Origin of the sequence: Rhodopila sp. (genome assembly GCF_965277825.1) — a bacterium.
Classification (GTDB): domain Bacteria; phylum Pseudomonadota; class Alphaproteobacteria; order Acetobacterales; family Acetobacteraceae; genus Rhodopila.
The window spans coordinates 70,422-89,946 of record NZ_OZ255846.1 but is presented as its reverse complement, the minus strand read 5'-3'; the positions used below and the strand labels follow the sequence as shown (position 1 = coordinate 89,946).

The window sequence follows — 19,525 nt, the reverse complement described above, 5'->3', positions numbered from 1 at the left end:
GTGCGCCGTCGAATCGGACTGTACGCGGAACGTATCCTGGGCCGCGTGGTGAAATGGCTGATCCGGCTGCTGCGGCGCGCCGAACCTGATCGGGCGTCGGATTTCTGCGGCGCGGTGGCCAGGCGGGTTGGCCCGTTTCTGCCGGCACACCGGGTTGGCCGGGCTAATCTCCGCGCGGCGTTTCCGGAGAAGGACACTGCCTGGATCGAGGCCACGCTGGCCGAGGCGTGGGAGAATCTTGGCCGGGTCGGCGGCGAGTATGTTCACATGGCGCGGATCTGGGACTTCGATATGCAGCGTCCGAACATTGGCCGCATCCAGACCGACAGCGTGCCGTTGTTCGATCTGTTGCGCGACGACGGCAAGCCGGCGCTGTGTTTCGCCGCGCATCTGGCAAACTGGGAATTGCCGGCCATTGCCGCGGCGGCGCACGGGTTGCCCTCGGCGGTGGTCTACCGGATGCCGAACAACAAGGCGGTGGCCAAGGAGATCATCCGCATCCGAGCGCCGCTGATGGGGCGGCTGATCCGCACCCGGGCGCAGGCGGCGCTGGAGATGGCGGCGGCGCTGAACGCGGGCGAGCATCTGGGCATGCTGGTGGACCAGCATTTTTCCCGTGGCGTGGAGGTGGATTTTTTTGGCCGGCGGTGCAAGGCCAACCCCTCGGTCGCGCGGCTGGCTAGGCGATTCGATTGTCCGGTGATCGGGGTGCGGGTGATCCGCCTGCCGGCGCATGGATTCCGGATCGAGGGGTTCGGTCCGTACGAGCTGCCAAGGGGGGACGACGGAGAGATCGACGTGGTCGCGGCGACGCAGATGATCACCTCGATCGTCGAGGGTTGGGTTCGCGACCATCCCGGGCAATATCTTTGGTTCCACCGTCGATGGCGTTGACCGGGGCGCCGGCTGTCCATAGCCCTGTGGCGTTGTGGCGTTGTGGCGTTGTGGCGTTGTGGCGTTGTGGCGTTGTGGCGTTGTGGCGTTGTGGCGTTGTGGCGTTGTGGCGTTGTGGCGTTGTGGCGTTGTGGCGTTGTGGCGTTGTGGCGTTTGTGGCGTTGTGGCGTTGTGGATGGCGGACCGGGCCGCCGCCGCTATTTTGCCACGCGTTCGATGTAGCGCCGAAAATCATATGCTGAGGAAACCGAAATCGATGCGTGCTGTTGTTCTATTCGTTTCGCTACTGATCGCCGGTTCCGGTACCGCGCTGGCCCAGCAGGCCCGCGAATCAGTGCTCTCGCCGTTGCCGTCGCCGAACGTGCCGGAGGGCGCGAAACCATCGGATGAGCTGCGCGCGGCGGAAGGCGCGCTGGCGGCGGGTCGAACCGGCGAGGTCGAGGAGGCGCTGGAACGGGCGCAGACGCGGATGCTGGACCGCTCAGTGGCGCTAGGGCGAACCAACGACCCGAGCGACAATCCGACGGTTGGGCAGATTTCGCAGGCTCGGCAGGCGCTGGCGGCGGGCGATCGCGCGGGCTGCCTGCAGTTGATCCAGGCGGCGGTGGCGTCGGCCACCGCTCAAGGGTTTTGAGGCAGGCCGCGGACGGATCAGAGGCCGAGATCGGTCAGGCTCGGGTAGTCGGCGGGACGCGGGCTCGTGTGGTCCCAGTGGAACAGGCGGGCGGAGGCGGCAATCGGCAGGTCGTTGATGCTGGCGTGGCGGGTGTGCATCAGGCCGTGGGCGTCGAACTCCCAGTTCTCGTTGCCGTAGGCGCGGAACCATGTTCCGGAGTCGTCATGATATTCATAGGCGAAGCGAACCGCGATGCGGGCGTCGGTGAATGCCCAGAGTTGTTTGATCAGGCGGTAGTCGAGTTCGCGGGTCCACTTGCGCGTCAGGAACGCGGTGATGGCCGGGCGGCCCTGGAAGACCTCGCTGCGGTTCCGCCAACGGCTGTGTTCAGTGTAGGCAACGCAGACGCGGTCTGGGTCGCGACTGTTCCAGGCATCCTCGGCGCCGCGCACCTTTTGTCGCGCGGTTTCCAGGTTGAATGGCGGCAGCGGCGGTCGGTCGGCGGACATTGTGTTCTCCTGGAAGGTGTTCGCGGTTCCGGTCGGAGGGTTCACCCGGGGAACGGAGCACGGCTTGCCAGTAGTGCGAAGCAACGCTCGTCGTGGCCGGGCCGGGCCGGGTCGGAGGATTTGGTGTCGCCGACGCTGCGGTGGGCGAGCACGTCCCAGCCGGAGCGGTCGAACAGGCGGAGCAAGCCGGTTTCGCTGAAGATCCAATAGTTGGTCGAGTCGTTGTTGGCCTCGGTCGGGTCGAGCAGGTAGGCGACCGGCAGGTGCCTGATCGGGTCGGCTTGCGGCGTGAAGCGCGCGATGCGGGTGCTGAGCAACAGGTATTTTGTTACTTTGGAGAGACTTTCCAGCACCAGGAAGGGGCTCTTCAGGTGGTAGAGGATGCCGAGGAAGAACACCAGGTCGTAGCGTGTCGCGGGCAAGGCGAAGTAGCTATCGAGGTCGACATCATGGATGACGACGGCGGAGTTCAGGCGTTCGGCTAGCAGGCGGGCGCCGCGCAGACCGTTGAAGTTGGTCGGCGCATGGTCGATGACCTCGACCGCGTGGCCCAGGCGTTCGAGGAAGAAAGCCAGGTCGCCGTCGGCGGCGCCGATGTCGAGCGCCGGGCGGTCGCCGAGCAGTTGGTGCAGCGGGAACTGCTCGAACAGCGGCTTGAGGTGAACGAAGTTGTTGAGGCTGCCGTAGGGGTACCAGGGGAACTTCGGATCGATTTCGGTCTTGAGCGCATCGATCTCGGTCATGAACTGCAGGGCAGCGGTTTCCAGATCGGTTGCGTTCATCGGGCTGGGTCCGTCGCGGCGGCGTGGTGCGAGATCAGCGATTGGCCGGTCATTTCGGTCGGCTGGGGGATGCCCATCAGGTCCAGCAAGGTCGGTGCGAGGTCGGCGAGGCGGCCTGCGTGGATTGTCCGGTCGCTGTCGCCGATCAGCACCACGGGGACCGGGTTGGTGGTATGGGCGGTGTGCGGGCCTCCGGTTTCGGGGTCCTTCATCAGTTCGCAATTGCCGTGATCGGCGGTGACCAGCAGCGCGCCGTGCTGGCGCCGGATCGCCTCGGCGATGCGCCCGAGGCCGGTGTCGACGGTCTCCACCGCCTTGATGGCGGCGGCCAGGACGCCGGTGTGGCCGACCATGTCGGGGTTGGCGAAATTCAGCACGATCAGGTCGTATTTTTTGCTGTCGATTGCCTGCACCGCCTTGTCGGTCAGTTCGGGGGCGGACATTTCGGGTTGCAGATCGTAGGTGGCGACCTTGGGGGAGGGGACCATGATGCGGTCTTCGCCGGTGAAGGGCGTTTCCTGGCCGCCGTTGAGGAAGTAGGTGACGTGGGGGAATTTTTCCGTCTCGGCCATGCGGAGCTGGGTTTTGCCGGCGTTGGCGACGACCTCGCCCAGGATGTTGCGCGGCGTTTCGGGAGCGAACAGAACGCCGAGGAAGGGAGCCAGTGCGTCGGAATAGCGGGTCATGCCGACGGCGGCGGCGAAGGTGTGCGGATTGGGGCGGGGGAAACCGTCGAACGCCGGGTCGAGCAGTGCGGCGAGGATTTCGCGGACCCGGTCGGCGCGGAAGTTGAAGCATAGGATGGCGTCGCCGTCGCGCATCCCGGCGTAATTGCCGATCACCGAGGCGGGGACGAATTCGTCGAATTTTCCGCTGGCGTAGGCGGCTTCGATGGCGGCCTTGGGGGTGGGGAAACGCGGTGCCTGGGCATCGGCGATGGCGGCGTAGGCCTGGGCGACGCGGTCCCAGCGGTGGTCGCGGTCCAGCGCGAAGTAGCGGCCGACGACGGTGGCGACCGGCACGGAATCGGGTAGTGCGGTGTGCAGGCGTTTCAGGTCCTCGGCGGCGGATTGCGGCGGGGTGTCACGGCCGTCGGTGATGGCGTGGACAACGGTTTTGATGCCGGCGTCGTGCAGGTATCCGGCCAAGGCGGCGGCGTGGTCCTGGTGGGCGTGCACGCCGCCCGGCGATACCAGGCCGATCAGATGACAAGTGCCGCCGGTCCGCTTCAGAGTGTCGACCAGGGCGGTGAAGGCTGGGGCGTGGGCGATGCTGCCGTCGGCCACTGCGTCGCCGATCCGCACCAGTTCCTGCTTCAGGACTCGGCCGGCGCCGATGTTGAGGTGGCCGACCTCGGAGTTGCCCATCTGGCCCTCGGGTAGTCCGACGTCGCGGCCGGACGGGTGCAGGATGGCATGCGGGCAGGTTTCCCAAAGGTTGGAGAAGGTGGAGGTGTTGGCGAGGCGCACGGCGTTGTCGGCGGTTTCGTCACGCCAGCCGAAGCCGTCTAGGATCACCAGCATTACCGGTCGGGTCGCCATGGGTCTGCCATCCCTCTGACTGCGCGGGGCAGGATATCTCCGGTCGAGGCATCCAGCCCTGGCTGATGTGGTTGCGCGGGCGGTGGCTCAGGTTGGAACAATTCGAGACGATCCGCTGCCAGTCGCCAATCCCTGCGTAGCGTCCAAGGTTGCGGGGGACAAGCGGATTGACGGCGCGGCGGCTACTTTGTTTGGGCGATCACGGCAGCCAGCCCGGCCTTGGCGGTGACCGCGTCCTGGGTGAAGATGCCGCCGCTGGCGCCGATCGCGCCGATCAGTTTGCCGTCGATCACGATCGGGAAGCCGCCTTCGCTGGCGACGCCGCCGGCCACCGCCAGCAGGCTGAGACCGTTCGGCGAGCCGCCGTTGACGGCGGTCTGGAACATGCCGGATGGCCGGCGGAACAAGGCCGCGGTGCGGGCCTTGGCCTGGGAGATCGCGATCGAGGCTTATTGGGTGCCGTCCATCGTCACATCGGCGACCAGGTTGCCGGCCGGATCGACCACGGTGATCGACATTTTCCAGTTATGCTTTTTCGCTTCGGCCATCGCGGCGGTGATCGCCGTTGTTGCTTGATCGAGATGGATCGGCGGGCCGTAGGGAATGTCGAATGGCATGGCCTCCGGCACCGGAGCGGGGGCGGCGGCCGGGGCCTGGGCGTGCGCCAGCGGAATGGTGGCGATGGGCATGGTGGCGATGCTGGCGGCGATGATGGTTGCGGCGATACGCATGGGTGACAGCCTCCCGGTTCGGTCCGCTTATGCGCGGCTGGTGTTGGGGTATCGCCGAAATGGTCGAGCGGCAATATGTCGGCTTGGCGGCAGCTTGTGGGGCGAAACTTGACCGCGGCTGCCTCGGGGTTTTCCCTACCGGTCGGTAGAACAAGAACGGGAGCGACCGATGCATGATACGGTGATCCGAGGCGGCAGTATCGTCGATGGGACCGGGCAGCCGGCCTTTACCGGCGATATTGCGATGGATGGCGGCAAGATCGCCCAGGTCGGCGGCAAGGCTGGGCCGGGCCGGCGGGAGATCGATGCCGGCGGTTTGCTGGTTACGCCGGGCTGGGTCGATGTGCACACCCATTACGACGGGCAGGCGACGTGGGACCCGGTGCTGGCGTCGTCGTCGTGGCACGGCGTCACCACGATCCTGTTCGGCAATTGCGGTGTCGGTTTTGCTCCGGTGCGCAACGAGGATCACTCGTCGCTGATCGGCATGATGGAATCGATCGAGGAGATTCCCGGCATCGCGCTGGCCGACGGGTTGAAGTGGAACTGGGAGACGTTCCCGCAATATCTCGACGCGCTGGACCAGATGCCGCGGGCGATCGACGTCGCGGCGCAGATTCCGCATCATCCGCTGCGGGTTTATGTCATGGGCGAGCGGGCGATCAAGCGTGAGCCGGCGACCGGTGATGACATCGCGGCGATGCGGGATGCGGTGCGGGTCGGTCTGGAGGCGGGGGCGTTCGGTTTCACCACGTCGCGCACCAACTCGCACAAGACGCCGAGCGGGGAGATGGTGCCGGGTCGTTACTCGGAAGTGGATGAACTGCTGGGCATCGGGTCGGCGTTCAAGGATCTGGGGCATGGCGCGTTCGGGGTGAACAGCGACTTCGACGACGAGGCGGAAGAGCTGAAATGGATGACCAAGTTCGGCCAGGAGACCGGGCGCCCGGTGTGGTTCCTGCTGACCGATCGGCCGACCGACACGGTGCGCTGGCGGCGGCTGATGGATGGGGTGCACAAGGCGCGGGCGGCGGGCGCGATGGTGACGGCTCAGGTTGCCGGGCGGCCGGTGGGGGTGATGCTGGGGATCGATACGGCGCTGAATCCGTTCTCCATCCGGCCGAGCTATCAGGCGCTGTTGCGACTTCCGGTGGCGGAACGGATCAGGCGGATGGGGGATCCGGCGCTGCGAGCGCAGATCCTGTCGGAGGCGCCGTCGCCGGCGTTGCTTGACCGGCTGTCGCAGTTCCGCCAGCACATCGTGACGCGGTGGAATCGGATGTTTCCGATGGGCGATCCGCCGAACTACGAGCCGGAGGAAAAGGACAGCATCGCCGCGCTGGCGGCGCGTTCGAACCGGACGCCGGACGAGGTAGCGTACGACTACCTGGCCGGCGGGGCGGAGCGGTTCCTGTTCTTCCCGATCGTCGGCTATAACGAGGACAACCTGGACATCATCCATACCATGCTGACGGATGACGCGACGCTGCTGGGGCTTTCGGATGGCGGGGCGCATTGTTCCTCGATCGTCGATGCCAGCGTGCCGAGCTGGATGCTGATCCATTGGGCGCGGGATCGGTCGCGCGGGCCGAAATTGCCGCTGGAGCTGATGGTGAAGCGGCAGACCAGCGAGACCGCGGACTTCTTCGGGTTGCACGATCGCGGCCGGTCGGCGGTGGGGCGGAAGGCCGATGTCAATGTGATCGATTACCAGGCGCTGCGGCTGCATATCCCTGAGGTCCGTTACGATTTGCCGATGAATGGCCGGCGTCTGGTGCAGCGGGTCGACGGCTACCGCAACACGTTCGTGTCAGGGGTCTCGACGTTCGAGGGCGGCGTGTTCACTGGGGCGACGCCTGGGCGGCTGGTGCGCGCGGGGGCGGGTTAGCGGGCGGAGTCCAGCGGTGGCCGGACCTGGTGTCGGCGGGTCCGGCGGAGGTTTGCGGTAAACCAGATATTGCGGAGGCGGTGCTTTACGGCGCCGCCTCATTGTCGGATGCTGCGCTGACCAACAAGACGGCCGGGACAATCCGGCCGCGTCAGGGAGACTTCGCCATGAAACAAACCAGCGCGGTATCGCGCCGCTTGGTGCTGGTTGGGAGTGCCAGCATCCTTGCCTCACCAGCGATAATCGGACGCGCCGCCGCTGCTTTGCGCGGCGTGAGCGACAGCGAGATCGTGATCGGCACGATGGCCGACCTTTCCGGTGTGACCGCTGTGCAGGGGGTCAACAACGCCAACGGGATGCGGCTGGGGTTTGACGAGGCCAACCAGCGCGGCGGTGTCCATGGCCGCAAGATCCGCTGGATCGTCGAGGACAATGAATACATCGTGCCAAAGGCGGTGCAGGCGATGAACAAGCTGCTGAACCGCGACAATATCTTTTTCGCGATTGGCAACGGCGGCACGCCGCACAACGACGCGGTGATGCCGTCGATGTTCGAGAAGAACGTGCCGAACGTCTTTCCGACGACCTGCGCGCGGTCGATGTACGAGCCGTTCAACCGGCTGAAGTTCGGGCAGTTTGCTTCGTATTATGATCAGATGCGCGCCGGGGTGAAGTATTTCGTCGAACAGCGCGGCAAGAAGGTCATCGGGTCGATGTATCAGGACACCGATTTTGGCCGCGACGTGCACGCGGGGGTGGTGGCTCAGCTTAAGGCGATGGGGCTGAAGCTGGCGGCGGAGACGGCGCATCGGCCGACCGACACCGACTTCAACGCGGCTTTGGCGCGCCAGCACGACGCCGGCTGCGACCTGATATGCGCGGGCACCATCGTCAAGGACACCACGATCATCCTGCAGACGGCGCACAAGATGGGCTGGAATGTGGAGTTCTGCGGCCAGTTCGCCAGCTATTCCACGGCTGTGGCGGAGGCTCCGGGCGAGCCGGCGGAGGGGTTCTACTCGATGGCGCCGGCGCTGTATCGTTATCCGGACGATCCGAAACCGGCGGTGCACGCATTTGCTGAGACATATCGCAAGCGGTTTGGCATCGACCCGAATTATTTGGGTGAGGCTGGCTATACGGCTGCCGGCTTTAGCGTCGCGGCGCTGGAGAAAGCGGGCCGGAACCTGACGCTGGACAGTTTCATCGGCGCGCTGGAGAGCATGCGGGACTGGCAGGATATCTTTGGCGGTCCGGCGCTGTCGTTGAGCCCGACCAATCATCACGCGTCCAGCCAGTCCTTCCTGTCGGTGGTGAAGAACCGGCGCTGGACGCCGGTGATGGAGCAGCCGTTGATGTTCTGAGGCGAGCTGTCTTGCGGGCAACGGCTTGGCACTGCCGCGCGGAGCGGCGAAGTGCGCAACGGCCTGCTGCATGGCCGCGGTGCTGTCGCGGTGATCAGGGGTTGCCCGCGCTGTACTGTTTCCGTAGTTCGCGCTTGAGCAATTTGCCGGCGGTGTTGCGCGGCAGATGGTCTACGAACAGCACCTTGTAGGGTGCGAGGTGCTGGCGGGCGAGCGCTTGCAATGCGGGTTCGTCGACGCTTTGGCCGGGGCGGAGCACGACGAAAGCGGTGACGGCCTCGATCCATTTGTCATCCGGCAGTCCGACGACGGCGACTTCCGAGACGCTGGGATGGGTGAACAGGACTTCCTCCACTTCGCGGCTTGCCACCAGCACGCCGCCGGTGTTGATCACGTCGCGGATGCGGTCGACGATGTAGAGGTAGCCTGCCTCGTCGAAATAGCCGACATCGCCGGAGTGGAACCAGCCGCCGGCGAAGGCCTCGGCGGTTTCCGCGGGCTTTTCCCAGTAGCCGGTCAGCAGATGCGGTGAGCGGTGGACGATTTCGCCGTGGGTTCCGGGTGATACGTCGTTCATGTCCGGATCGACGACGCGGGTTTCGATGTTCAGCACCGGGCGGCCGCAGGAGGCGGGGCGGGCGTCGTGTTCCTCGGGGCGCAGCACGGTGGCGAGCGGGGCGATCTCGGTCTGGCCGTAGCAGTTGTAGGGCCGAGCGCGGGGCAGGCGCTGGCGCAGTTCGTGCAGTATCGGGACCGGCATGATGGAGGCGCCATAATAGACCTTTTCCAGCGAGGTCAGGTCGCTGGCGGCGAAGTCGGGGTGGCGCAGCAGGCTGATCCATACGGTGGGCGGTGCGAAGAACGAGGTGATGCGGTGCTGCTGGATCAGCCGGAGTACGACGTCGGGCGCCGGTGCCTCGATTAGGATGGTGCGGGCGCCGACCAGGAGCTGCGGCATGGTGAAGGCGTGCAGTTGGGCGGTGTGGTACAGCGGCAGCGCGGCGAGTGCCGTGTCGGTCTCGGCATAGTCCATGTCGTGGATGACCGAGTAATACTGCGACAGCATGGCCTTGTGGGTCATCATCGCGCCCTTTGGCGCGGCTGTGGTGCCGGATGTATAGACGATCTGGGCCAGGCTGTCGTCTTCGAGGTCGGGGTCGATCGCGGTTGGCGCGGCAGCGTCCCGGGCGATGGCGATCAGGTCTTCGAGCAGGCGGGAGGCGACGTCGATGCCGGCCAGGTTGGGCTGCAGCGCGGCGCCGGTCAGCACCAGCCGCGAACCGGACTGGCGCACGATGTAGGACAGTTCCTCGCCGGTGAGCGCGTAGTTCACCGGCACATGGACGAAGCCGCCGCGCAGGCAGGCCAGCCAGGCGATGAAATAGGCATCGGAGTTGCGGCCGTAGGCGGCGATGCGGTCGCCGGGGCTCAGGCCGAGATCGGCCAGGTGTCGCGCGACCCGATCCGCGGCGCGATCAAGATCGCTGAATGACCAGTCGCGTTCGGCGAACGCCAGGGCCGGGCGGTCGCGGAATCGGCGGGCGGCGCGGCGGATCGCATCGCCTGCTGTGTTGCGGCGGATCAGGTCCATGGCATCGGGTTGCGGCAGGGCTTCGACATGGTTCGGTTCCGCGTGCGGTCGGACAAAATACACCAGGCATCGCGGCTGCGTCCATGCGGCGTGCTTGCGCCTGAAGCGGCCGGCATGGTTGCATTGGGCGCACCACCGGAATCGGAGTGCGCTTGGCCTACGCTCTGCAGCAACTGATCAACGGCGTCACCCTGGGGATGATCTATGGCCTGATCGCGGTCGGCTACACCATGGTGTATGGCATCATCGGCATGATCAACTTCGCCCATGGCGACGTGTTCATGGTGGGGTCATTCCTGTCGCTGATCGCCTTGTTGGGGCTGGCGGCGTTGGGCATCACCTGGGTGCCGCTGGCGTTGGCGCTGGCGTTGCTGTTCGCGGCCGCCATCGCGGCGCTGTATGGCTGGACGATCGAGCGGGTGGCGTATCGACCGCTGCGCGGGTCGTTCCGGCTGGCGCCGTTGATCAGCGCCATCGGCATGTCGATCACCTTGCAGAACTTCGTCCAGGTCAGTCAGGGGGCGCGGGTCAAGCCGATCGAGGCGATCATTCCGGGCGGCATCCAAGTGATGAACCAAGGCGGCTTCGCGGTGGAGCTTTCCTGGATGCAGATCGCCATCGTGGTGATCACCCTGGCGATCCTTGGCGGGTTCACCTGGCTGGTGACCAAAACCCCGCTGGGGCGGACCATGCGGGCCTGCGAGCAGGACCTGAAAATGGCCAGCCTGCTGGGCATCGACACCGATCGCACGATCAGCCTGACCTTCGTGATCGGCGCGGGGTTGGCCGCGGTCGCCGGCTTCATGTTCTTGCTGTACTACGGCGTGATCGATTTCTATATTGGCTTCATCGCCGGGATCAAAGCGTTCACCGCGGCGGTGCTGGGCGGCATCGGCAGCCTGCCGGGGGCGGTGTTGGGCGGCCTGTTGCTGGGGCTGATCGAGGTGTTCTGGTCGGCCTATTTCAGCATCGAGTACAAGGACGTCGCGGCGTTTTCGATCCTGGTCATCGTGCTGATTTTCATGCCGACGGGGATATTGGGGCGGGCGGAGGTGGAAAAGGTATGAGCGTGGCCGCGCCGCGTTCGGTCGGCGTGACCGCGCTGCGCGATGCGCTGATCTCCGCCGTCGTGGCGCTTGGCCTGTTCGCCCCGCTGGTTGGGCTGGTCACCACCAGTGGTGAGCACGGTTTGTCGTTGACGGCGCGGCCGGTCGCCACCGCGGTGGTGGTTGGCAGCGTATTCGTTGGCCGTCTGCTGATCCTGTCGTGGCGTGGTCGCACCCGCCGCGAGGCAAGCTCTACCGGGCGCGCTGTCGCCCCACGGGTCGGACATTGGGGCAAGTATATCGCGGGGATTTTGCTGGTGGCGGCGATCGCGCTGCCATTGACCGGGTCGCGCTATTACATCGACCTGGCAACACTTGTGCTGACCTACATCATGCTGGGATGGGGGCTGAACATCGTTGTCGGGTTGGCTGGATTGCTCGATCTTGGCTACGTCGCGTTCTATGCGGTGGGAGCCTATTCGTACGCCTTGCTGGCGACGACGTTCGGTCTGGGGTTCTGGGTGTGCTTGCCACTGGCCGGGATCCTGGCCGCGCTCTGGGGGGTTTTGCTGGGCTTCCCGGTGCTGCGCCTGCGTGGTGACTACCTGGCGATCGTGACGCTGGCGTTCGGGGAAATCATCCGCATCGTTTTGAACAACTGGGTGTCGCTGACCAACGGGCCGAACGGCATCAGCGGCATTCCTCGACCGACACTGTTCGGCCTGGCATTCAGCATGGACGGCGGCCCCGGCAGCTTCGGCGGTTTCTTCGGTATCGGGCCGGCGGTGATCCAGCGCATCATTTTCCTTTACTATGTCATCCTGGGGCTGGCGCTGCTGACCAACTTTGTATCGTTGCGGCTGCGGCGGCTGCCGCTTGGGCGCGCCTGGGAGGCGCTGCGTGAAGACGAGGTCGCATGCCGGTCGTTGGGCATCAACGTGCGCAACACCAAGCTGACGGCATTCGGGATCGGCGCCTTGTTCGGCGGGTTCGCCGGCGCGTTCTTCGCCACTCGGCAGGCATTCATCAGCCCGGAGAGCTTTACTTTCATCGAATCGGCAACGGTGCTGGCGATCGTCGTGCTGGGAGGCTTGAGCAGCCAGCTTGGGGTTGCGCTGGCCGCCATCGTCATGGTCGGCGGGTTGGAGGCGCTGCGCGATTTCCTCAGTTTCCTCGGCGACCAGATGAACAGCCCGATGTTTGCCGGTATCGCCAGCGAGTTGCCGCTGTACCGGATGCTGATCTTCGGACTGGCGCTGGTGGTGATGATGGTGTTGCGTCCACGCGGCCTGATCACCGGGCGGCGACCCAGCGTGGCGTTGGCTAAGGTGCGGGAGATCCCGCCCGAGATCGTGGCGGAAAGTCGCGGCTAGTGCTGTCGGTGTGTGATCTGACCATGCGGTTCGGCGGCCTGCGGGCGATCGATGGGCTGTCGTTCGAGGCCCGGGCCGAGGAGATCACCGCTGTGATAGGTCCGAACGGTGCCGGCAAGACCACGGTGTTCAACTGCATCACCGGATTCTATCGCCCGAGCGGGGGAAGCATCCTGCTGACGCATCCGGGCGGTGCGGGGTTTTCCTTGCAGCGCATGCCCGGGCATCGGATCGCGTCGGCTGCGAAAGTGGCGCGGACGTTCCAGAATATTCGTTTGTTCGCGGGTATGACGGTGCTGGAGAACCTGATGGTGGCGCAGCACAACACACTGATGGCGGCGACCGGTTTCGGTGTCCTGGCGGTGCTGGGGCTAGGTCGCTATCGGACCGCGGAAGCCGCTGGGATGGCGAAGGCGCGGCATTGGCTGGACGCAATTGGCCTGACCGCCAGGGCGGACGATGCGGCCGGTAGGCTGCCGTACGGTGCGCAGCGGCGGCTGGAGATCGCGCGGGCGATGTGCATCGATCCGGTCTTGCTGTGCCTGGACGAACCGGCTGCCGGACTCAATCCACGGGAGTCGGAGGAGATGAACCGGTTGCTGCTGCGGATCCGCGGCGATGGCTGTTCACTGTTGCTGATCGAGCATGACATGGGCGTGGTGATGCGGATCTCGGACCATATCGTGGTGCTGGACCACGGCAGGAAGATCAGCGACGGCGTGCCGGCCGAGGTGCGCGCCGATCCGGCGGTAATCGCGGCTTATCTCGGCGAGGGTGAGGAAGACGAGGTGCCGGCGTGACCGCGTTGCTGGCGCTGTCCGGGGTGACCGCGTTCCATGGCTCGATCCAGGCGCTGCGCGGGATCGATCTGACGGTGGAGCAGGGCGAGATCGTTACTTTGATCGGAGCCAACGGGGCGGGCAAGTCGACCCTGATGATGACGATCTGCGGCAATCCACGGGCTCGGTCGGGGCGGATCGTTCATGCCGGCGAGGACATCACGCAATGGCCGACGCACGCGATCATGCGGCGCGGGATTGCCCAGGCGCCGGAGGGGCGGCGCATCTTCAATCGCATGACAGTGCATGAGAATCTGCTGATGGGGGCGGAGGTGGCCGGGCGGTCCGATGCCGCGGGCTTGCTGGAGCAGGTGTTCACACTGTTTCCCAGGCTGAAGGAACGACTGTCGCAGCGCGGGGGCACCTTGTCCGGTGGCGAGCAGCAGATGCTGGCAATCGGCCGGGCGCTGATGTCGCGGCCGGACCTGCTGTTGCTGGACGAGCCGTCGCTTGGCCTGGCGCCGCTGGTGGTGCGGCAAATTTTCGCCGCGATAAGGGAACTGAATCGCGCGAGTGGGCTGACGGTGCTGCTGGTGGAACAGAACGCCTACCAGGCGTTGCGGCTGGCGCATCGGGGTTATGTGCTGGTGAACGGCGCGATCACCATGGCCGGGACCGGCGCCGAACTGCTGGTTCGGCCTGAGATCAGGACGGCCTACCTGGAGGGCGGCGCGCCTGGTTAGTCCGCCGCGGCCGCGCCCATTTTCTCGGCCAGGCGCGGCAGTGCGGAACGACGGTTTGGCGCCAGCCAGTGTTGCAGCCGATCGAGATAGAGATAGATCACCGGTGTGGTGTAGAGGGTCAGGATCTGGCTGAGCAGCAGGCCGCCGACCATGGCGAAACCGAGCGGCTTGCGCAGTTCTGAACCGGCACCGTTTTCCAGCATCAGCGGCAATCCGCTCAGCATTGCGGCCATCGTTGTCATCAGGATCGGCCGGAACCGCAGCAGGCATGCCTGGCGGATCGCCTGTTGCGGTGTCATTCCCATTCGCCGCTCCGCGGTGATGGCGAAATCAACCATCATGATGCCGTTCTTTTTGACGATGCCGATCAGCAGGATGATCCCGATCAGGGCGATGACGGTCAGTTGGTAGTGGAACAGCAGCAGCATCAGCAGCGCACCGACGCCGGCGGAGGGCAGGGTGGACAGGATGGTCAGCGGCAGCACGTAGCTTTCATATAGCATGCCCAGGATGATGTAGACGGTCACCAGCGCCGCGGCGACCAGGTAAGGCTCCGTGCTGAGCGAGGCCTGGAACGCCTGCGCGGTGCCCTGGAAGCTGCCTTGCACCGACGGAGGCACGTTCATCGAGGCCTGCATCTGGTCGACCTGGGTGACCGCCTCACCCAGCGACGCCCCGGCCTTGAGGTTGAACGAGACCGTAACGGACGGGAACTGGCTCTGATGGTTGATCGCCAGCGGCTGCACCGGCACGGTGGTCTGGTGCAGCAGGGTCGACAGCGGCACGTTGGCACCGGTGGACGCATGTACATACAGCTTGTCCAGGGTGGACAGCGCGCCGTATTCGCCGGGCAATGCTTCCAGCACGACGTAATAGGCCTTGGTGCCAGTGAAATACTGCGCCACTTCGCGTTGGCCGAAGGCGTCGTAGAGCACCGCGTCGATGGCGGCCGGCTGCACCCCGAAGCGGGATGCCTGTTCGCGATCATAGGTCAGGGTTTCGGTGGTGCCGGAATTCTCCTGGTCGGAGGTGACATCGGCCAGCAGCGGGAGCTGTTGCATCTTGGCGAGGATTTTCGGCGCCCACTTGTTCAGTTCGTCCTGGTTGGCGTCCTGCAATGTGTATTGATACAAGGTGCGGCCGAGTCTTGCGCCGACCCTGACATCCTGGGCCGGCTGCAGGAACAGCTTGATTCCGGCGACCGCCTTCATCTTGTCGTCGATCTGTCCGATCACCTGCATCGCCGAGGCGGAGCGATCCGCCCAGGGCTTCAGCGAGATATACATCCGGCCGTTGTTCGCGGTCTGGCCGGCCAATCCGGCGCCGATCGATGAAACGACGGAGGACACGTTCGGATTGGCCGACACCACGGCATTGGCGGCGCGCTGCAGCACCGACATCTGGTCGAACGAGGCATCCTGGGCGGCGTCGGTGATGCCGATGATGATGCCGGTATCCTGGGTCGGGAAGAAGCCTTTCGGGATGATGACATAGAGCACGACGGTCAATGTCACGGTGGCAACGAAGACCATCAGGGTGATGAAGCGGAAGCGCAGCGCGATATCCAGCGTGCGTTCGTAGAACCGCAACAGGGCATCGAACATCCGCTCGACCGCGTTGTAGATGCGTCCGTGCGGTTTGGTCCGGGGCGAGAGGAAGCGTGAGCACATCATCGGGGTCAGTGTCAGCGACACCATCGCCGACAGCACGATGGTGATCGAGACGCAGATGGCGAATTCGCGGAACAGACGTCCGACGATGCCGCCCATCAACAGCAGCGGGATGAACACGGCGATCAGGGAAAAGCTGATGGAAATGATGGTGAAACCGATTTCTCCGGCGCCGGTCAGAGCGGCGGTCATCGGGTCCATGCCTTCCTCGATGTGGCGGAAGATGTTTTCCAGCATGACGATGGCATCGTCGACGACGAAGCCGACGGCGATGGTGAGGCCCATCAGCGAAAGGTTGTCGAGGCTGAAGCCGCAGACGTACATCATGCCCAGCGTGGCGACCAGGGCGACCGGGATGGTAATGCTGGGGATGATGGTTGCCCAGACGTTGCGCAGGAACAGGAATATCACCATCACCACCAGGCCGACCGCGAGCATCAAGGTGAACTCCACGTCGGAGACCGAGGCGCGGATGGTCTGGGTGCGGTCGGACACCACATTCAGACTGACGTCGGGCGGGAAGTCGGCGCGCAGGGCCGGCAACTGGGCCTTGACGCCGTCGGCGGTGGAAATGACGTTGGCATTGGGTTGCTTGAACACCAGCAGCAGGATCGACGGCTTGCCGTTGGTCCATGCCGCCAGTTCGCGATTCTGCGGCCCTGGCACGGCGCGGCCTATATCGCGGATGTGGATCGGCGCGCCGTTGCGGTAGCCGATGATGACGTTGTTGTATGGTTCGGCCGTGGTCAACTGGTCGTTGGCGTAGATGGTGTAGGACTGATGCGGCCCGTCGATACTGCCTTTTGGATCGTCCACCGTGACGTTGGTCAGCACGCTGCGCACGTCTTCCAGGGTCATGCCCATGTTGGCGAGGCGGGCGGGGTCGACCTGGACGCGGATCGCCGGGGTCTGCTGGCCGCCGACCAGGACCTGACCGACGCCGGGAAGCTGGGAAAGTTGTTGCTCGACGACGTTCTCGGCGTAGTTGTCGACCTCGGTGATCGGCGCCTGATCGGACTGCATCGCCAGGATCATGATCGGGCTGTCGGCCGGATTGATCGCTCGGAAGGTTGGCGGGCTGGGCATGTTCTTGGGCAGCGAGCCCTGGGCGGCGTTGATCGCCTCCAGCACCAGGGTTTCGTCGTTGGCGAGGTCGTTGCCGAGGCCGAATTGCAGGGTGATCTGGGTGGATCCCATCACGCTGGCCGACGTCATCTGGGCCAGGCCGGGCAGCATCTGGCCGAACTCGGTTTCCAGCGGCGTCGCGACGGTGGAGCCCATGGTTTCGGGGCTGGCGCCGGGGTATTGCGCGGTCACCGTCAAGGTGGGGAATTGCACGTTCGGCAGCGGTGCCACCGGCAATAGCGGATAGGCCACTAGTCCGGCCAGAAAGACCGCGGCGGTCAGCAGGGATGTGGCGATCGGTCGTTTGATGAACGGGGTCGAAATACTCATGGACGGAATGCGGTCCTGGCGTGCGGTTCAGGTCGGCGATGCTTCGCCAGGCGGGGCAGCGTTGGAAATGTCGGTAGCATGGACGTGGACGCCGGGTGCCAGGCGTGACTGGCCGGACACCACGACGGTCTGTTGTCCGGCAAGGCCCTTGGTGACGACGGTGCGCTGCGCGACCTGGTCGCCGACCCCTACGGTGGTTTGCGCCACCGCACCGTCGGGCTTGACGGTGTAGACGAAGGTGCCCTCCGGACCATGCTGGATCGCCAGCGTCGGGACGGTGACGACGTTACGCAGCAAACCGACCTGGACCCGCGTGTTGACGAATTGGCCGGGCCAGAGATGGCCATCCTGGTTGGCGAAGGTCGCCTTCAGCGCGATCGTTCCGGTGGCGGCGTCGATGGTGTTGTTCGGGGTCGTCAAGGTCCCGGTCGCCAACTGCTTGTTGCTGCTGCCGTCGAACACGGTGACCGGAACCGAGCCGTTGGCTCGGGCCTGCTGGGCGCGCGCGAGATCGGCTTCGGGCAGGGTGAAAACCACCTGGATCGGCTTGACCTGGGTGATCGAGATGATGCCGGTCTGGCTGGCGGCTTGCACCAGGTTGCCGACGTTCAACTGATAGAAGCTGACGCGACCGGCAAATGGCGCCTTGATGACGCAGTAGCCCAGGTTGATGCGCGCGGTCTCGATCATTGCGTTGTCGACGCCGATTGCGCCGATCTGCTTGTCGACGGTGCCTTGCTGGTCTTCCACCTGCTGCACCGGGGCGAAATTGGTCTTCGCCAGGTTCTGATAGCGCTTCAGGTCGAGCTGGGCGCTTTTGAGCAGGGCGGTATCCTCGTCGCGCTGCGCCAACGCCTGATCCAGAGCGGCCTTGTAGGGGCGCGGATCGATCTCGGCGACGATGGCGCCTTGCTGGACTTCGGCACCCTCCGGCACCGGCAGGGCGATCAGGGTGCCGGTTACCTGGGCCTTGATCTCGACCACGTTGGGCGGCTGCACGGTGCCGAGACCGTTGAGGTAGACCGGCATGTCCTGAATCCGCGACGCGGCGGTGGTGACCGGGACGGTGGCGGGCGGTTCCGGGTCGGCGGCTTGCGCTGAGCGGGGCGCCATTGCACGCCAGGCAAGCAGTTCGGCGACCAGTGGAAGCGTGACCGTCAGCAATCCGACCCTTCGCCGCGTCGTCATTGGTGTTTCACTCGATTCAAACCACGATGCAATGTTGACAGCAGAAATTGTGCCCGCGAATGGGCGAACCAGTCCGCTGCCGGTATCGTGAAACTCGTAACACAGCGTAACCACTTTCCGCAGCGCAACAGACCGTTGCGGCGCGCGGCGGAAAACCCCCGGTTGCGTTTCGCGGGGGTGTCGGCAGACTGTGCGGGACAGGCCGCGAGAGGGGAAACCGATGGGTTACAAGATCGCCATGATGGGCACCGGCGCGGTGGGCGCCTACGCCGGGGCGCATATGGCCAGGGCCGGCGAGGATGTCACCTTCATCGATCCGTGGCCGGCCAACGTTGAGACGATGAAGTCGCAAGGACTGAAAGTGTCCCACATCCGCGACGTGGCGGAGTGGTCCACGCCGGTTCGCGCGCTGCACCTGACCGAATTGCAGCAGGCGGCGAAGGAAAAGCCGTTCGACATCGCTTTCGTCTGCATGAAGTCGTACGACACCGAATGGGCAGCGATCATGATCTCGCAGTATCTGGCGCCGAACGGCTTCATCGTTTCATTACAAAATTGTATGAATGAGGAGACGATCGCCGGGGTAGTCGGCTGGGGCAAGGTCGTCGGCTGCATAGCCAGTTCGATCACCGTGGATCTGTGCGAGCCGGGCCATGTACGGCGGGCGGCGGGCAAGAGCGGGGACAAGCACACGGTGTTCCGCACTGGCGAGGTGCATGGCCGCATCACCGATCGGGTGCAGGAGGTGAAGCGCCTGGTCGCGCTGACGGATTCGGCGCTGGTGACGTCCAATCTGTGGGGTGAGCGGTGGTCGAAACTGGTGACCAACGCGATGGCCAACGGCATGTCCGCCAGCACTGGGCTGATCAGCAAGGACATCCTGCGCAACGACGCGCTGCGGCGATTCGGCGCCAGGCTTGGCAGCGAGGCGATCCGCGTCGGTCAGGCGCTGGGCTATGAGCTGGAGGAAATCCATCATATCGATCCACAATTGATCGCTCGGGCCGGCGAGGGCGATCCGGGGGCGGCGCGGGAATACGACGCGCACCGGCTTGACGAGGTGAGCAAGGCCGGCGGCGGCGAGCACCGGCCTTCGATGGGTCAGGACATGATGAAGGGGCGTCGGACGGAGATCGATTTCCTCAATGGCTTCATCGTGCGCAAGGGCGACGAGATCGGCCTGCCGACACCAGCGAACGCGGCGTTGACCGATATCGTCAAGCGGGTGGAGAAGGGGGAGTTGCAGGCCGATCCGAAGCACCTGATCGACCTGCGGCTGAACTAGGGTTTGAGCGGGTTCGCCTGACGCCGGGTGCGCATCCCGAACCGCTTGCGGTCCACGAGCCGTCACGATG

Annotated in this window: 15 protein-coding genes and 1 pseudogene; 9 read left to right on the top strand and 7 right to left on the bottom strand. The window is 65.1% G+C overall.

Annotation, left to right across the window (positions count from 1 at the left end; all coding sequences use genetic code 11):
• The gene (locus ACQY4T_RS00945; protein WP_428536416.1) at positions 1-894 is read left to right on the top strand and encodes a lipid A biosynthesis lauroyl acyltransferase; all 894 of its coding nucleotides are present in this window, start codon (positions 1-3) and stop codon (positions 892-894) included.
• A gap of 256 nt (positions 895-1,150) precedes the next feature.
• Positions 1,151-1,528, top strand: coding sequence for a hypothetical protein (locus tag ACQY4T_RS00940; RefSeq protein WP_428536414.1), 378 nt, complete (start codon positions 1,151-1,153; stop codon positions 1,526-1,528).
• Between the two features lie 17 nt (positions 1,529-1,545).
• On the opposite strand, the gene ACQY4T_RS00935 is transcribed toward ACQY4T_RS00940, so the two are convergent.
• The 4 genes and pseudogenes from ACQY4T_RS00935 to ACQY4T_RS00920 all read right to left on the bottom strand — a co-directional run bounded on the left by ACQY4T_RS00935 (position 1,546) and on the right by ACQY4T_RS00920 (position 4,959).
• Positions 1,546-2,019, bottom strand: coding sequence for a DUF1348 family protein (locus tag ACQY4T_RS00935; RefSeq protein ID WP_428536412.1), 474 nt, complete (start codon positions 2,017-2,019; stop codon positions 1,546-1,548).
• A 41-nt stretch (positions 2,020-2,060) separates the two neighbouring features.
• Positions 2,061-2,801, bottom strand: coding sequence for a class I SAM-dependent methyltransferase (locus ACQY4T_RS00930; RefSeq protein WP_428536410.1), 741 nt, complete (start codon positions 2,799-2,801; stop codon positions 2,061-2,063).
• On the bottom strand, positions 2,798-4,342 hold the full coding sequence (gene gpmI / locus ACQY4T_RS00925) for a 2,3-bisphosphoglycerate-independent phosphoglycerate mutase (protein WP_428536408.1): 1,545 nt from the start codon (positions 4,340-4,342) through the stop codon (positions 2,798-2,800). The genes ACQY4T_RS00930 and gpmI overlap by 4 nt, the downstream gene beginning before the upstream one ends.
• A 182-nt stretch (positions 4,343-4,524) precedes the next feature.
• A pseudogene (locus ACQY4T_RS00920) lies at positions 4,525-4,959 on the bottom strand (GlcG/HbpS family heme-binding protein).
• Between the two features lie 283 nt (positions 4,960-5,242).
• Here ACQY4T_RS00920 and ACQY4T_RS00915 point away from each other — a divergent pair.
• Both ACQY4T_RS00915 and ACQY4T_RS00910 read left to right on the top strand, forming a co-directional pair.
• Positions 5,243-6,961: an N-acyl-D-amino-acid deacylase family protein gene (locus ACQY4T_RS00915; protein WP_428536406.1), complete on the top strand. Its 1,719-nt coding sequence runs from the start codon at positions 5,243-5,245 to the stop codon at positions 6,959-6,961.
• A gap of 167 nt (positions 6,962-7,128) precedes the next feature.
• A complete protein-coding gene (locus tag ACQY4T_RS00910) occupies positions 7,129-8,325 on the top strand; it encodes an ABC transporter substrate-binding protein (RefSeq protein ID WP_428536404.1) in 1,197 nt (398 codons plus the stop codon).
• Between the two features lie 94 nt (positions 8,326-8,419).
• Here ACQY4T_RS00910 and ACQY4T_RS00905 read toward each other — a convergent pair whose 3' ends face one another.
• The gene (locus ACQY4T_RS00905; RefSeq protein ID WP_428536402.1) at positions 8,420-9,979 is read right to left on the bottom strand and encodes a fatty acyl-CoA synthetase; all 1,560 of its coding nucleotides are present in this window, start codon (positions 9,977-9,979) and stop codon (positions 8,420-8,422) included.
• An 89-nt stretch (positions 9,980-10,068) separates the two neighbouring features.
• Between ACQY4T_RS00905 and ACQY4T_RS00900 the strand changes: the two genes are divergently transcribed.
• Genes ACQY4T_RS00900 through ACQY4T_RS00885 form a run of 4 tightly spaced genes read left to right on the top strand, consistent with a single transcriptional unit; the run spans position 10,069 to position 13,857 of the window.
• Positions 10,069-10,983, top strand: a complete 915-nt coding sequence (locus tag ACQY4T_RS00900) for an ABC transporter permease subunit (protein WP_428536400.1) — start codon at positions 10,069-10,071, stop codon at positions 10,981-10,983.
• On the top strand, positions 10,980-12,335 hold the full coding sequence (gene livM, locus ACQY4T_RS00895; RefSeq protein WP_428536398.1) for a high-affinity branched-chain amino acid ABC transporter permease LivM: 1,356 nt from the start codon (positions 10,980-10,982) through the stop codon (positions 12,333-12,335). The genes ACQY4T_RS00900 and livM overlap by 4 nt, the downstream gene beginning before the upstream one ends.
• Before the next feature lie 23 nt (positions 12,336-12,358).
• Positions 12,359-13,135: an ABC transporter ATP-binding protein gene (locus tag ACQY4T_RS00890; protein ID WP_428536396.1), complete on the top strand. Its 777-nt coding sequence runs from the start codon at positions 12,359-12,361 to the stop codon at positions 13,133-13,135.
• A complete protein-coding gene (locus tag ACQY4T_RS00885; protein WP_428536394.1) occupies positions 13,132-13,857 on the top strand; it encodes an ABC transporter ATP-binding protein in 726 nt (241 codons plus the stop codon). The genes ACQY4T_RS00890 and ACQY4T_RS00885 overlap by 4 nt, the downstream gene beginning before the upstream one ends.
• On the opposite strand, the gene ACQY4T_RS00880 is transcribed toward ACQY4T_RS00885, so the two are convergent.
• Together ACQY4T_RS00880 and ACQY4T_RS00875 are read right to left on the bottom strand one after the other, a co-directional pair.
• Entirely contained in the window at positions 13,854-16,982 is a 3,129-nt protein-coding gene (locus ACQY4T_RS00880; RefSeq protein WP_428536392.1) for an efflux RND transporter permease subunit, read from the bottom strand. The genes ACQY4T_RS00885 and ACQY4T_RS00880 overlap by 4 nt on opposite strands.
• A gap of 27 nt (positions 16,983-17,009) precedes the next feature.
• Entirely contained in the window at positions 17,010-18,170 is a 1,161-nt protein-coding gene (locus ACQY4T_RS00875) for an efflux RND transporter periplasmic adaptor subunit (protein WP_428536390.1), read from the bottom strand.
• A 220-nt stretch (positions 18,171-18,390) separates the two neighbouring features.
• On the opposite strand from ACQY4T_RS00875, the gene ACQY4T_RS00870 reads away from it, so the two are divergent.
• On the top strand, positions 18,391-19,455 hold the full coding sequence (locus ACQY4T_RS00870; RefSeq protein ID WP_428536388.1) for a ketopantoate reductase family protein: 1,065 nt from the start codon (positions 18,391-18,393) through the stop codon (positions 19,453-19,455).
• The last annotated feature ends 70 nt before the right edge of the window (positions 19,456-19,525 follow it).